At 63.1% G+C, this 13,587-nt stretch carries 12 protein-coding genes and 2 pseudogenes; 12 read left to right on the top strand and 2 right to left on the bottom strand.

Going from position 1 to position 13,587, the window contains the following annotated elements:
- Positions 1–9: 9 nt before the first annotated feature.
- The 5 genes from AR689_RS10975 to tgt all read left to right on the top strand — a co-directional run bounded on the left by AR689_RS10975 (position 10) and on the right by tgt (position 4,551).
- The gene (locus tag AR689_RS10975) at positions 10–723 is read left to right on the top strand and encodes a hypothetical protein (RefSeq protein ID WP_062070095.1); all 714 of its coding nucleotides are present in this window, start codon (positions 10–12) and stop codon (positions 721–723) included.
- A 77-nt stretch (positions 724–800) separates the two neighbouring features.
- Entirely contained in the window at positions 801–1,340 is a 540-nt protein-coding gene (locus AR689_RS10970; RefSeq protein ID WP_024819523.1) for an NUDIX hydrolase family protein, read from the top strand.
- Between the two features lie 73 nt (positions 1,341–1,413).
- Positions 1,414–2,400 (top strand): DUF6707 family protein, encoded by a 987-nt coding sequence (locus AR689_RS10965; RefSeq protein WP_062070093.1) that lies wholly within the window; start codon positions 1,414–1,416, stop codon positions 2,398–2,400.
- A gap of 70 nt (positions 2,401–2,470) precedes the next feature.
- A complete protein-coding gene (locus AR689_RS10960; protein WP_062070091.1) occupies positions 2,471–3,181 on the top strand; it encodes an SRPBCC family protein in 711 nt (236 codons plus the stop codon).
- 140 nt (positions 3,182–3,321) lie between these two features.
- On the top strand, positions 3,322–4,551 hold the full coding sequence (gene tgt / locus AR689_RS10955; RefSeq protein ID WP_502686015.1) for a tRNA guanosine(34) transglycosylase Tgt: 1,230 nt from the start codon (positions 3,322–3,324) through the stop codon (positions 4,549–4,551).
- A gap of 97 nt (positions 4,552–4,648) precedes the next feature.
- Here the strand turns inward: tgt and AR689_RS10950 are convergent, their stop codons facing one another.
- Positions 4,649–5,359: a queuosine precursor transporter gene (locus tag AR689_RS10950; protein ID WP_062070087.1), complete on the bottom strand. Its 711-nt coding sequence runs from the start codon at positions 5,357–5,359 to the stop codon at positions 4,649–4,651.
- 612 nt (positions 5,360–5,971) lie between these two features.
- On the opposite strand from AR689_RS10950, the gene AR689_RS10945 reads away from it, so the two are divergent.
- The 3 genes and pseudogenes from AR689_RS10945 to AR689_RS23535 all read left to right on the top strand — a co-directional run bounded on the left by AR689_RS10945 (position 5,972) and on the right by AR689_RS23535 (position 8,071).
- Entirely contained in the window at positions 5,972–6,637 is a 666-nt protein-coding gene (locus tag AR689_RS10945; protein ID WP_062070084.1) for a TetR/AcrR family transcriptional regulator, read from the top strand.
- Positions 6,634–7,541 (top strand): annotated as a pseudogene (locus AR689_RS10940) (TIGR01777 family oxidoreductase). Before AR689_RS10945 ends, AR689_RS10940 begins: the two are co-directional and overlap by 4 nt.
- A 77-nt stretch (positions 7,542–7,618) precedes the next feature.
- The gene (locus AR689_RS23535) at positions 7,619–8,071 is read left to right on the top strand and encodes a hypothetical protein (protein ID WP_062070082.1); all 453 of its coding nucleotides are present in this window, start codon (positions 7,619–7,621) and stop codon (positions 8,069–8,071) included.
- 92 nt (positions 8,072–8,163) lie between these two features.
- Here the strand turns inward: AR689_RS23535 and AR689_RS23530 are convergent.
- Positions 8,164–8,547: pseudogene (locus AR689_RS23530) on the bottom strand (methyltransferase family protein); the annotation flags it as partial.
- 395 nt (positions 8,548–8,942) lie between these two features.
- Here AR689_RS23530 and AR689_RS10925 point away from each other — a divergent pair.
- From AR689_RS10925 to AR689_RS10910, 4 genes are all read left to right on the top strand, one after another.
- Positions 8,943–10,346 carry an MFS transporter gene (locus AR689_RS10925; RefSeq protein WP_062073748.1) on the top strand — a complete coding sequence of 468 codons (1,404 nt, stop codon included), beginning with the start codon at positions 8,943–8,945 and terminating at the stop codon, positions 10,344–10,346.
- Positions 10,347–10,493: 147 nt separating this feature from the next.
- Positions 10,494–11,156, top strand: coding sequence for a response regulator transcription factor (locus AR689_RS10920; protein ID WP_062070078.1), 663 nt, complete (start codon positions 10,494–10,496; stop codon positions 11,154–11,156).
- Positions 11,153–12,565, top strand: a complete 1,413-nt coding sequence (locus AR689_RS10915) for a sensor histidine kinase (RefSeq protein ID WP_062070076.1) — start codon at positions 11,153–11,155, stop codon at positions 12,563–12,565. Before AR689_RS10920 ends, AR689_RS10915 begins: the two co-directional genes overlap by 4 nt.
- Positions 12,558–13,544, top strand: a complete 987-nt coding sequence (locus tag AR689_RS10910) for a TAXI family TRAP transporter solute-binding subunit (RefSeq protein ID WP_062070074.1) — start codon at positions 12,558–12,560, stop codon at positions 13,542–13,544. The genes AR689_RS10915 and AR689_RS10910 overlap by 8 nt, the downstream gene beginning before the upstream one ends.
- Positions 13,545–13,587: the final 43 nt, after the last annotated feature.

Genomic DNA, 13,587 nt, shown 5'->3' with positions numbered 1-13,587 from the left:
GGAGACCCCATGTTGCGAGCCCGCCCCATCCACTACACCTCCCGCCCGGACAATTGGGGCACCATCCTGCGAGCGCTGGGCTTGGTGAAGACCGTTGACCACGGCGAATGGCAGGAATTCGACGCCGGCTCGGGTCGCCTGGCGCTGGCCGCCGTGCAGCACGGCCATCCGTTCGACGGATCCACGGTGTTTGGCGTCGAGGTTGGGAATCTGGAGGAGTTTGCCCGGCGCACCGAGGAAGCGGGCACCCAGGCAGAACTCCACGAAGGCCCCGACGGAACCACTGTGCAAATATCTGCGGACGACGGGTTTGAGTTTTTCGCTTTTCCCGCGGAACGGGCAACGGATGGCACCTGGGCTACGTCAGGCGACGCCCACCCGGCACTGAGCGTGGTGGCCACCTGGATCAGCCCCTTGGTGGGTGTGGCAGCCAACGCGCTCACTAACATTGGTGCCCGGCCCCGGAGCGAGGACGACGAATCCGCCACCTTCACCACCAAGAACGGCGGAATCCTCCGGGTGATCCACGGAGCGGATGGCGCCAACGGCGATCTCGCGTTCGAGTACAGCGACGGGTTGGAAGCACTGCTGGACCGCCTCAGGGCAGCAAAAATCGAGGCCCGGATCAGTGAGGGCCTGCTGTACGTCGCCAACCCCGACGCCGCGGGTGGCGCGGCACCGGCGTCGATCGCCATAGTGAAAGTTGCCGGTCCCTTCCAGTAATACCGCCGAGAGCGTAACCACGCAGCCATCGGAACGCCTCCACGAAACTTCCGGCGGGGATGGGGTAGAACTTAACCATGAGCGTACGTACACCCGACCCGTATCCAGGCTGGCTTTCAGATGAAGACCTCTTCGAAGCCCGCGGCCGACTCCCCATGGTTTACGTGGAGGCTGTCCCGGTCAGGCTGGATCCGCTCGGGTATGTGAATGAAGTTGGCACGCTCCTGCAGGGCGACGCCGACGGCAACATGGTGCGCTACCTCGTCTCCGGCCGCGTTCTCTACCGCGAGACCATCCGCGCAGCACTCCTGCGGCACATGGAAAAGGACCTCGGTCCCTTGGCGTTCCCGCAGCTGCCCATCAGCCCCGTGCCCTTCACGGTGGCCGAATACTTCCCTGCTCCGTCGCAGACCGGCTTCACCGACGACCGGCAGCACGCCGTCTCGCTGGCCTACGTCATCCCGGTGACCGGTGAATGCGAGCCGCGCCAGGATGCCTTGGAGCTGACCTGGATGACGCCCCAAGAGGTGCTGAGCGAGAACGTCCAGCAGGAATTCGACGGCGGCCGCGGGAACCTCGTGCGGCAGGCCCTGGCTTTCTCGGGCATCGTCCTCTAGCGGGTCCCGGCCCCCGCGCCAGCCGGTCTTTGTAGACTGGACGGCGGACCCCACGAGAACCAAAGGACTTCCGATGACTCACAGCCCAGCCACACAGCAGTACATGGAAAAGCAGGCTGGGGACCTGCAGCCCGGAGATTTTGTGTTCCCGCCCGGTGACGGGCCGGCCGAGGAAATCCGCACCATCGAGGTGCAGAACGACGACTTCGGTGTGGCAGCGCTGCTGCTGGTGACCATGGTCGACGGCGGCACGGTGCGGATCGCGGTAGGGTCCAGTGTTCCTGTGGGCGACGGCGTTGCGGCCGGCTCTGGTGATGCTTCTGACCCCGGCAACCCTGACTCCAGCACGCCCGCGGAACCGGACGCCGAAGCGCAAGCCGGACCCGCCGTCGTCGTGCCTCCCCGCCCGCAAACGCCGCCCGCGTACACCGGACCGAGCGCCGAAGAACTGGCCCTCATCCCCGAGCCGGACGGCACCCCGGAAGCCGTGGTGCGCGCAGCTGCTGCCGACCACAAGGGCAAGAACGGCGTGCAGGTACTGTCCGAACGGCTCGCCAAGGGCATCAACACCAAGTCCGGTAGCTGCCTGCGCGACCTCAGCGACCTCGCGTTCGATCTGTGCATTGTGCTGCGGGATCCGGACCACGCGTTGGCTGTTGCCGACCTGCTGAACGTGCTGCCCTTTGACGGGAACCTGGACCGGTGGGCGTCCATTGAACGGGCGCTTGCCCTGTCCAGTTTCATCTGCCGCGAAGCCGGACAAAGTGATCGTGCAGCGGTCTACGAGAAACTGCTCCGCGCCCCCGAGTCCCAGGAAGAGGACCCGTTCAAGGCACGGATCAATGCCCGGGTACGCCAGCGCTCACTCAACGAACCCAACCTGTACGACAAGGAAATCTTCCGCGCGATTGACAACGGCAACCACGAAGCCGAGCGCGAATGGCGGTTCCTGCGCCTCGAGGCGCTGATGTTCCTGCGTGCCCACGGCGGTTCGAAGACCATCGGCGAAGAAGAGCTGGCGCGTCGGATCGGCAATGAACTGGAATCGGTGCGCGCCTAGGTTCCCTGTCCCGCGGAATCCCGGAATTCAAGGCCTGTTTTATGGGCGCGAACGGCGGTAGATTCGGGCCATGACGAACAATCTGAGCGTTGTGATTAATGCCGACGCGCAGCAGGTTTGGACAATGCTGCGTGAACCGTCCCTGGTCGCACAATGGCACGGCTGGGAAGCTGACGACCTCACCGACGAAATCCAACAGATCTACTTCACCACGGACGTCGTGGAAGGGCCCGATCATACGAGCCTGACCGTCAACGGCGGCGATGTCTTTGAGCTCCACCCCGTCTCCGGCGGCACCGAAGTGAGCGTCACCAGGGTTGCCCTGGATCACGACTCCGAGTGGGCCGACTGGGACGAGGACATCACCCAGGGGTGGCTGACGTTCCTTCATCAACTGCGCTTTGCCTTGGAACGGCACCCTCACGGGCACCGGCGGACGCACTTCGTCTCCGTCTCCGGCAAAGGAGGCCCGGCCATTGAAAAGCTGGGGCTCGGAGACCTGCCGCCCGTTGGGGAGGAGTACTCGCTCACGCTTGCCACCGGCGAGAAGATCTCCGGCAAAGTCTGGTTCAAGAGCCGGCACCAGGTTGGCCTCACCGTCCACAGCTACGCCGAGCACGGCGAAGGGCTGCTGATTGTGGCTGAGCAGCTGCCCATCCCGGAGAAAAGGCCCGACGGCGGGTCCATGGTAATTGCCTCCACCTACGATTTGGGGGCCCACTCTCTGGCGGAGATCCGGTCCTCGTGGGACAACTGGAAGGCTGAGAAGAACGGGGCCTAGGGTTTCCTGAGCAGGTTACTGAGGGTAAAGCTGGCACACTTGGTAGCGTGCCAGCTTCCGTTTCTGCTTCCGCGTCTGTGTCGTCCCCTCCTCCTGCCCTGCCTGACTTGGCTGCCCGGCAATCGGAGTTCTCTTTTTCCGTGGGCAAGCGCCTGACGGAAACGTGCGCGCCGTCGGACGCCCAAGTGGAGGCCAACGGCGGCGCTTTCCTGGGCCGGACCGGAACCATCACCACACCGCACGGAACCATCCAGACGCCCGCGTTCATCGCCGTCGGGACCAAAGCCACCGTCAAGGCCGTGCTGCCCGAGTCCATCGCTGACCTCGGTGCCCAAGCTGTGCTGGCCAACGCGTACCACCTGTACTTGCAGCCCGGGCCGGAGATCCTCGACGCCGCGGGCGGGCTGGGTTCCTTCATGAACTGGCAGGGGCCCACCTTCACGGATTCCGGCGGATTCCAGGTGATGAGCCTGGGCTCGGGGTTCAAGAAGGTCATCGACATGAAAAATGTGGACAGCTCCGGGCCTGATGACGCGGTGGCTCCGGGCAAAGAACGGCTGGCACACATTGACGACGACGGTGTCTGGTTCAAGTCGCACCTCAACGGGGACCGGCACCGCTTCTCCCCCGAGATCTCCATGCAGGTCCAGCACCAGATCGGCGCGGACATCATGTTCGCCTTCGACGAGCTGACCACACTGCAGAATTCGCGGGCTTACCAGGAGGAGTCGCTGGAGCGGACACGGTTGTGGGCCCTACGCTGCTTGGAAGAGCACGCTTCCCTGACTGCATCCCGGGTGGGCAAACCGTACCAGGCGCTGTTCGGCGTGATTCAGGGCGCCCAGTACGAGGACCTGCGACGCAAGGCCTGCCAGGACCTCGGCGCCATGCCGTTTGATGGTTACGGGATCGGCGGTGCGCTGGAGAAGGAAAATCTAGGCACGATTGTGCGGTGGTGCAACGAGGAACTCCCCGAGAACAAGCCCCGGCACCTGCTGGGGATTTCCGAACCGGACGATATTTTCACGGCGATCGAGAACGGTGCGGACACTTTCGACTGTGTATCACCCACCCGTGTGGCCAGGAATTCCGCGTTCTACACACCCTTTGGGCGATTCAACCTGTCCGGGGCTAAGTACAAGGCCGATTTCGGGCCACTACAGGATGGCTGCGACTGCTACACCTGCGTGAACTACTCGCGCGCGTACATCCACCACCTGTTCAAGGCCAAGGAAATGCTCTCGGCAACCCTGATCTCCATCCACAACGAGCGCTTCGTGGTGAAGATGGTGGACGATGCCCGCCTGGCCATTGAGTCGGGGGACTTCTTCGAGTTCAAGGCGGAGACTCTGGGCCGGTACTACTCCTGACCCTCTGCGTCGAGTTCGCCGGAAGCGTGCGTGTTAGTGCGGAAACTTCCGGCGAACCCGCACGTTTCCGGCGAACTCGGCCACTTGCCCGGGGGGCTTAGGCTGCGGCTACCCCGTAGCTGGGCTCGCGCTTCTTGATCCAACCAACCACCAGCACGGTGACAGGCACGAACAGGAACTCGACGGCGGTCTTGTAGACGAAGCCGGCCAGGGCGTAGTTCAGGAATGAGCCCGCGTCCGTGATGCCAATGACCGACGCCGCGATGCTGCAGAAGATCAGCGTGTCCACCAATTCACCCACCACGGATGAGCCCATGAGTCGCGCCCAGAGGGACTTCTCACCCGCACGGGCCTTCATCTTGACGAGGATCCACGAGTTGATGGTCTGGCCGGCGAGGAAGGCAAGCAACGAGGCCAGAACGATCTGCGGCACGGGGCCAAGTGCGCCTTCGATAGCCGCCTGCTTGCTGGTGCCGTAATCGTCAGTGAAGCCCGGCAGCACAATGATGATCCAGTAGCAAAGGGACGCGAACACGGACAGCGCAAACGAGGTGATGATCGCTTTGCGTGCAACTTTGAAGCCGTAGACCTCGCTCATGACGTCGCCCAGGATGTAGGCGATGGGGAAGAGGAAGAATCCACCGTCCGTGATGATCGGCCCGAGCACCACGCCCTTGGAAGCGCCAATGTTGGACAGGATCAGCACCACGGCCATGATGGCCAGCATGATGCCGAAATACGGGGAGCCGATCGACGCGAAGCGCGGCGCGGGCTTGCTCAAGGTACTGGAGCCTGAGGGCGAGGGCATGGGTCATCCATTTCGTAGTGGTTCGCGCAGGCTCCCTGATTGTGGTGCCCCGCTGTATTAGCACTGTGGTTGGCGGGGCATCCGGCCCGGCACCGGTTCCATTGTCCCACCCCCGTCCCTCTCTCACATCCCAAGCCCTCCCTCTAAGTCAGGCTGGTTGTGAGTCAGTCGGTGATTGAAGAGAGCAGGAGCTGCCATGACTGTTGGGCCGCGTGGTATTAGCCGCGATGAGATCAGGGATTTGGTGCATGAGTATTACGTGCAGCGCCTTGTTCTCACCAGCTGAAGTCCACGACGGCTCCTGGAAGAACATCTGGAAGACACGCGACCGAGCCCTCCAGCACTACTACGACCAGAACCCTCACCGATTCCGGCAACGACCCACCACACCGACCCCACGAAGCCACGTCGGAATCAACCTCCCCGAAAAACCAACCAAACAACCCACCCACTGACTCCACACAGTTTGACAACCTGCGCCTTCCAGCCGTCCCTCTCTCATATCCCGCGTGCTTGAGACCAACGCTCTATCACCTCCCCTTTTGAACACGTTCAGAAATAGTGGCATACTCATTCTTGAACACGTTCAAAACATTCCGTGAGGAGTATGGCATGGCCGCAAAGAGTGAACAGACCCGCCAACTCGTGGCCGACGTCGCACTGAAGATGTTCCGCGAAATCGGCTTCGAAAAGACCACCATGCGTGCCATTGCGCAGGAGGCGGGGGTGTCCGTGGGGAACGCCTACTACTACTTCGCTTCCAAGGACGAGCTCGTGCAGGAGCTGTACATCCAGGTGCAGGACGAACACGCAGTGACCGCGGCGCAGGCCCTCGAAGGGGTTCAGGATCTCGCCGGCCGCCTGAAAGCTGTGCTGCACACCGGCGTCGACGTCATGGCGCCGTACCACCAGTTCGGTTCCGACTTCATTGCGACCGCGATCCGGCCGTCGTCGCCCGTCAACCCGTTCGGCGAGGCGTCCACCGCCGCCCGCGAGGCTTCGCTCGCGATCTTCCGGTCCGCCGTCGAAGGCTCTTCCCCCGCCGTCGCGAAGAAGCTGCGCGGCGACCTGCCGGAGCTGCTGTGGCTGGCGTACATGGGCGTCGCGCTGTTCTGGGTTTACGACAAATCCGAGAGCCAACGCCGCACGCGCAAGCTGATCGACGGCGCGGCTCCGCTGGTGGCCCGTGGCTTGTCGCTGGCGAAGATTCCCGGCGTGAGCAAGGTGTTCGACGACGTCCTGGGACTCGTGCGCAGCGTCAAGGAGGACTCGGAATGACCCGGACCGTGGTTCTCGCAGGTGCGAGCGGCTTCATCGGCAGCTACTTCAAGCGGCGGTTTCTTGAGGAAGGCTGGCAGGTGCGTACCGTCGGGCGGGACGCTGGGGCTGACGCTCAATGGAACGACGACGGCGCCATCACCACAGCGCTGAACGGCGCCGAACTACTGGTGAACCTCGCCGGACGGTCCGTGAACTGTCGCTACGACGAGCGGCATCGGCGGGAAATTCTGGACTCCCGGGTTCTGACCACGCGGGCGTTGGGGCGCGCCGTGGCCGCGTGCACCGAACCACCCAGGACCTGGATCAACTCAAGTACCGGCACCATCTACCGGCACGCCGAAGATCACCCGCAGTCGGAGGCCTCAGGCGAACTTGGCCGTGGGTTCTCTGTGGACGTGGCCCGTGCATGGGAGGACGAATTGGCTGCCGCTGATGTGCCTGGTACCCGCACGGTGCCTCTGCGCATTGCGATTGTGCTGGGGCCCGGCGGTGGCGTGATGGGCCCGTTCCGGAACCTCGCCCGGCTGGGCTTGGGCGGGCACATGGGACCCGGAACACAGAAGTTCAGCTGGATCCATGTGGAGGACCTGTTCCGGACGGTGTTGTTTGTCCATGAGCGGCCTGAGCTGAGCGGCCCGGTGAATGCGGCGACGCCCTACGCCGTGGACAACCGTGAGCTGATGACGCTTGTCCGGCAAAGCATGGGAGTCCCTTTCGGCATCCCTACGCCCGCTTGGATGCTCGAGGCCGGCGCGGTCCTCATCCGGACCTGACTGAGCTGGTTCTCAAAAGCCGGTGGGTGGAGCCCAGGAAACTGCTCGACGCCGGGTTCGCGTTTCAGCACCCAACGCTGGCCGGCGCGCTCAACCAGATCGCGAACCCCACACGCTCTCTCACATAACCACCCCTTCATCCGAACCATCTCTCACATAACCACCCCTTCAGCCGAACCATCTCTCACGTCACTCGGAGGTAATCGTGAGCCAGGAACCATGGACCGACGAAGATGAGTACGCGCTGGCAACAAAACGCCCAACCGAAGGCTGGCGTTACGGCCCGAAGGACCGGGTGGTGCTGGGTTGGAAAGGCTTAGTTGTAGGAATCGCCGTCGCGCACCTGACGTTCTGCATCTTTTGGGGCATCCAAGCACCGGGATGGGCCATCATTTTCTTCGGTTACAGCCTGCTCCCGGTATGGGCAATCGGCGCCACTGTGGGCTCACTCGTGGGCTTGGCCCTGCGTCGAGTCCGGAGTCAGTGGATTCACGTTGCCGCGTTCTTCGCAGCGGGGTTCCTTATCTGCGCACCATTCGGTGCACTTTCATCCACAGGCCCGCTGTTGCTCCCTTTATCCATCGCGATCGCAGCCGGCGTTGGCCGCCTCGCCGTCTGGAGACTGGTGCGAATCAACCACGCCGGCGATCCGACGTAGCGGGGAACATCCCTCTCATAGTCGGCGTAGGACTGGCCAAACCGCTCCCGGAGCGTGGCCTCTTCCCACAACGCACCCAAATGTTCCACCAGCATTCCCGCAGGCAAAGTCACCAGAGCCCAAGCAGAACCTCGGTTCACTGCGACTCCCCCATGGATGAGCCACCACCCCAGGTACATCGGGTGGCGACTCAGGGCATAGGGGCCGCTGGTGACCAGGTCCTCGGGGTGGCCCAAGGAAAAGTTTCCGGTCGTTTTACGCCGGCGCTCCGCGACTGCCCACCCGGTGATCCCCGCGCCAACCAATGCCAAGCCAACACCGGCGGCTTCGCGCCGGGCCTTGGGCTCGGCGACGCGAATGGGGCGCAAGCGGTTGAGGACTACATCAAGCACCAGGCCAACAACCTGCCCTGGCGGCAGCGGGATCCTCGCTGCCTCCTGCAGCACTACGCGAGTTGTTCGACGAACTGCACCCATGCCACGAAGATAACTCCGGCCGTTCCGGAAAGCTACTGAGAGAGCGACGCAGCCAAACCCGAGGGACGTGAGAGAGCGACGCAGCCAAACCCGAGGGACGTGAGAGAGCGACGTGCCGCGTAGGCGAGCCGCCGCCGTCGAGCCTTGACGTTCACGGGTTGAGGTCCGCACCAAACTCAAGCCGAAACCTAAGGAAGTGTTAGGAAATCCCCCGCGAGCTAGGGCTGTGCCGTGCATCACCCATAGTTTGGAACATGTCCTCTTCACCCCGGAGGGCCTTTCTTAGTCGACGAAGAGCCATGCGCAAGGACGCCATGAGCACGAGCTTCATGGACAGAACGAACTCATGCAAGACACGGCCGCTGCAAAACGCTGCCGTCCAGGAAGGTTCATTGATGAGCACCCAACAAGCTGCACCTCTGAGCGAAGCCGCCCAGACACGTAAAGCCGTGAGCAACATCCTCAAGGGCTCCGCGGGCAACCTCGTGGAGTGGTTCGACGTTTATGTCTATACCGCTTTTGCGGCGTATTTCCAGTCGCACTTCTTCAACTCCTCGGACGATCTGCAGGCAGGCCTTGAAGCGATGGCTGTCTTCTCCACGTCGTTCCTCATGCGCCCGATCGGCAGCTGGTTCTTCGGCCGCTACGCCGACCGCAAGGGCCGCAAAGCTGCGCTGACACTCAGCGTGACCATGATGTCGGCCGGCTCCTTCGCCATCGCGATCCTGCCAACGCAGGACGTGATCGGCCTCTGGGCACTGATTTTGCTGGTGTTTATCCGCATGATCCAGGGCTTCTCAGTGGGTGGCGAGTACGGCACCAGCGCTACGTACATGTCCGAGGCTGCAACGGCTAAACGCCGCGGCTTCTTCTCGAGCTTCCAGTACGTGACGCTCATTGGTGGGCAGATGCTGGCCCTCCTGGTGCTGGTGATCCTGCAGAACACCATGAGCAAGGAAGACCTGACGGCGTGGGGCTGGCGGATTCCCTTCGCTTTGGGTGGCGTGGCTGCGCTTGTTGTTCTCTGGCTTCGCCGCTCCATGGAAGAGACCCTTTCCGCAGATCAACTCCGCGCAGCCCACGTCAAGGTTGAGGGCGAGGCACAGCCTGGCACCATGAAACTGCTGTTCACCAAGCACTGGAAGCCGCTGCTCATCTGCATTGGCATCACGCTCGGCGGCACGGTGGCGTTCTACACGTACACCAACTTCATCCTGAAGTTCATGAACGATACGTCCGGCATCGCCAAGACCGACACCTCCGTGATCAATTTCTGGGCGCTCTTCATCTTCATGCTGCTGCAGCCTGTGTACGGCATGCTCTCGGACAAGATCGGCCGGAAGCCGCTGCTGATCTGGTTTGGTGTGACCGGGGTGCTGTTCACCTGGCCGTTGCTCTCCGCACTTGCTGGAACCAAGGATCCGTTCGTGGCGTTCCTGCTGATGTTCGGCGGCCTTCTGATGGTGGGTGGCTACACGTCCATCAACGCGCTGGTGAAGGCTGAACTGTTCCCGGCATCCATCCGCGCCCTCGGCGTCGGGCTCGGCTACGCGATTGCCAACTCGCTGTTTGGTGGCACGGTTCCGCTGATCGGTGCGGCCCTGCAGAAGTCGGGTCAGGTGGACATGTTCTTCACCTACGTCACCGCCGCGATCTTCATCTCGCTGCTGGTGTACATCTTCGCGCTGAAGAACAAGAAGCCCACTCACTTGGATGCGGAGCAGGGCAACGCCTTCGTGGCCAAGGGCGCTGTGAAGGAAACCGACGACGACGGCATGAAGGATCGCGTCAACGCCTGACTTGCCTGACTTGTGAGGCCCGTTCTGCGCACTTTGGATACTCCGAAGGGCGCAGAGCGGGCCTCACAACGTTAAGCTCTAGTAGCGAACCACCACCTCCGAACCACCACCTCCGAACCACCACCTCCGAACCGAAGGACCCAGCCCGTGCACGTGCTCATCGTCGAGGATGACGACGCCATGGCGTCGGCCTTGAGTGCAGCCGTCGCTTCCGCCGGGCACAAACACACCAGGGTGGCCCGCGGCGAGGACGCACTCCTTGCCCACCGGCAGCACGAGGTGATCCTGCTGGACCTTGGCCTTCCGGACATGGACGGTTTGGAGGTTCTGCGGAAGCTGCGCCAAGTCACAACAGTTCCCATCCTGATCCTGACGGCCCGCGACGACGAGAGAAGCGTTGTCCTGGGCCTTCGTTCGGGGGCAGATGACTATCTGGTCAAGCCCGTGAAGCTCGTGGAATTGCTCGCCCGGATCGAAGCCGTGACCCGGCGAACCAACCGCTCCGGCCATCAAGCCCCGCACAACATCGTCCTCGGAGAACTGGAAGTAGACCTCGATCGGCGCGTGGCCGCCGTCGGGGAACGGCAGCTCGCCCTGACCGCCACTGAGTTCGACCTTCTGAGTCTGCTGGTCAGGAACGCCGGCTCGGTGGTCACCCGGGAACAAATTCTGGACGCACTCTGGGGCGACGCGTTCGTGGCGCATTCACGGTCCTTGGATGTGCACCTGACGGGCCTCAGATCCAAGCTCCAACTGCCTGGATTCATCATCAACGTCCGCGGCGTGGGCTATCGCGTCGAGCAACCGTGAAAGTCCGCGTCCTCGGCATCCTGAGCCTGCTGGTGGTGATCATCGTGGTAACGGTGTCCAGCGTGATCCTGACGTCGGCCAGCCGGGAACTCACCCAGGAACTCCAAATCAACCGCGTCGCAGCCCTGAACCGTTTTGCCCAACTGGCCAGCGATGCCGCGGAGGACAACGACACCACCCAACTGCAGCGCGAAATGGATCGATATTCCGAACTGTACGGTGAGGGAATCCTGATCCGGCTCCAAGAAAAGACACTGGGCTCCGGCGGTCTCACTGCAGACCGGCCCGAGGCCAGGGACGCACTCAATCGGGCGAGCCTCAACCTCAGCGACACTACCCTCAACCCCATCCGCGCCTTCGGATCTGGCACGGACATCATCTCCCGGTCCTTCGGCACCGCCAGCCAGGTGCTCGGCGAGGTGGTCCTTGAAGTGGACCTCGATGCTGCCCGGCAGAAGTTACGGGAGCGGTGGCTCGTCGTCGTACTTGCCGCTTTGGCGTTGGGTGCACTGCTCCTGCTGGCGGCATCCCGCATCACCGGCTGGGTCCTGCGCCCTGTCCACAGACTGAGCAAGGCTGTCCACGAGTTGGAAACCACGGGCAAAACCAGCCAGCTCCCGGAAGCTGGCCCGCCGGAACTGCGCGAACTCAGCCGCTCCTTCACGGCCATGGCCGGCACCGTGACGGAGAGCATGGAGTCCCAGCGCCGGCTCATCGCCGATACCTCGCATCAGCTCCGAAACCCTGTTGGCGCACTGCGTTTGCGCATCGATTTGCTGCAGCTGGCTTTGCGCTCAGACCCGGAGAAGGAGGCGGCAGCGGGCGTCGTTGCGGAACTTGAGCGGGTGGAGGAAATGCTCGACGGCGTGCTGAAGCTGGCTGCGGCGGAACACCGCGCCTTCGAAGGGTCATCCCGTGTGGAGCACACCGAGCACAAGCGTCTGGCCGTCATCGATCCCTACCCGGTCCTGCAGGGCGAAGTGGAAAGGGCGACGCCGGCCGCTCACCGTGCCGGATCAGAGCTGACGTTGGAGGGCCCTGCATCCGAAGGCCACATCGTGTGCGACCCCGACGAACTCGCGCACATGGTGGGCGAGCTCCTCACCAACGCCATCAAGTACGCACCCGGCTCCCGCATCACGGTGGCGACCCAACAGACGAGCGGAGGCACCGCCGTCGTAATTTCCGACGACGGTCCCGGCCTTCCAGCCGAACAGCTCGCTGAGTCCACCACCAGGTTCTGGCGGGCGCCGCAGCACAACAAGATTCCCGGCAACGGCTTGGGCATGACCATCGTGGAGCGACTGGCACAGGCGAACGGTGGGCGACTGATCCTACAAACGCGTGAGCCACACGGGTTGGTAGCCCGACTCGAATTTGCGGGGCCTGGGGATGGTTCTCATGTCTAAGGCACCCAAGATCTCCCGGCGAATCGCCATCAAGACAGGCTTCGCACTGGGCATTGGCGGCAACCTGCTCGCGTCGACCACAGCCTGCACGCCGGAAGAACAGCCGAAGGAGCTCACTGTTGCCGGTGGTGAATCCGGTGGCTTTTACCTGGAGTTCGCCACCCTTCTCGCGGACTTGCTGCAGCGGGAAGGTGTGGCCGCAAACGCCGCCGCGCTGACCACTGGTGGGAGCCTTGAGAACATCCAGCGGGTTGTGTCCGGCGAGGCGACCCTCGCCGTCGCGCTGGCCGATGCCGCAGCGCAGGCCGCAGCGCCCGCCGGGACGCCAGCGCAACCCGAAGACCTTGTGGCACTGGGCAAGGTGTACCAGAACTATGTCCACTGCATCGTGCGGGAGGACAGCGGGATACGGACCCTCGCAGACCTCGCCGGGAAGATCGCGGGAGTGGGTGAAGTGGGCTCGGGGACCACTTTGACCGCTGGACGGATCATCACAGCTGCGGGACTTTCCGAACCGCCCCGCACCGTGAAGCAAGTGAACCTCGGCTTGAACCAGGCGCTGGCTTCACTGCAGGACGGTTCGATTGACGTGATGATCCAATCGGGAGGGGTGCCCACCGCTCCCATCGCGGCCGCAGCGAAGGACATTGGCCTTCGGCTCCTGGATATTTCCGAGCTCATCCCGGCAACGCGCGCGGAGTCGGGGTTCTTTTACGACCGCGTGCTGATCCCCGCCAACAGCTACGGTAACGCTCCCGCCGTGTGGACAGTGGGCGTTGCAAACCTGCTCCTGTGCCGCAGGGACCTGGCCGATCATGTTGTTCGGCGGACAGTGGAGTTGCTGGTGGAGCAGGCTCAGCACCTGGTTCCGACGTCGAGCACCGGCGTCCAGTTCCTGAGTCCGGAAACCCTCATCAACACCGCGGGTATCCCGCTGCATCCGGCCGCCGAGGCCGCCTACCGGACGTTGCACGGCTAGCCTCGTTTAGGAGTCGAACCGGAGCAACTGCCAAAATGGTGTC

Origin of the sequence: Arthrobacter sp. EpRS71 (genome assembly GCF_001512285.1) — a bacterium.
Taxonomy (GTDB): Bacteria; Actinomycetota; Actinomycetes; order Actinomycetales; family Micrococcaceae; genus Arthrobacter.
The sequence above is the reverse complement of the archived record's forward strand: the minus strand, read 5'-3'. Positions and strand labels throughout refer to the sequence as shown.

What these genes read in the sequence shown, in the direction of transcription:
- AR689_RS10960 (WP_062070091.1), top strand. Translation starts at nt 2,471, where the DNA reads ATGACGAACAATCTGAGCGTTGTGATTAATGCCGACGCGCAGCAGGTT.
- AR689_RS10965 (WP_062070093.1), top strand. Translation starts at nt 1,414, where the DNA reads ATGACTCACAGCCCAGCCACACAGCAGTACATGGAAAAGCAGGCTGGG.
- AR689_RS10970 (WP_024819523.1), top strand. Translation starts at nt 801, where the DNA reads ATGAGCGTACGTACACCCGACCCGTATCCAGGCTGGCTTTCAGATGAA.
- AR689_RS10950 (WP_062070087.1), bottom strand. Translation starts at nt 5,359, where the DNA reads ATGCCCTCGCCCTCAGGCTCCAGTACCTTGAGCAAGCCCGCGCCGCGC.
- AR689_RS10925 (WP_062073748.1), top strand. Translation starts at nt 8,943, where the DNA reads ATGAGCACCCAACAAGCTGCACCTCTGAGCGAAGCCGCCCAGACACGT.
- AR689_RS10910 (WP_062070074.1), top strand. Translation starts at nt 12,558, where the DNA reads ATGTCTAAGGCACCCAAGATCTCCCGGCGAATCGCCATCAAGACAGGC.
- AR689_RS10975 (WP_062070095.1), top strand. Translation starts at nt 10, where the DNA reads ATGTTGCGAGCCCGCCCCATCCACTACACCTCCCGCCCGGACAATTGG.
- AR689_RS10945 (WP_062070084.1), top strand. Translation starts at nt 5,972, where the DNA reads ATGGCCGCAAAGAGTGAACAGACCCGCCAACTCGTGGCCGACGTCGCA.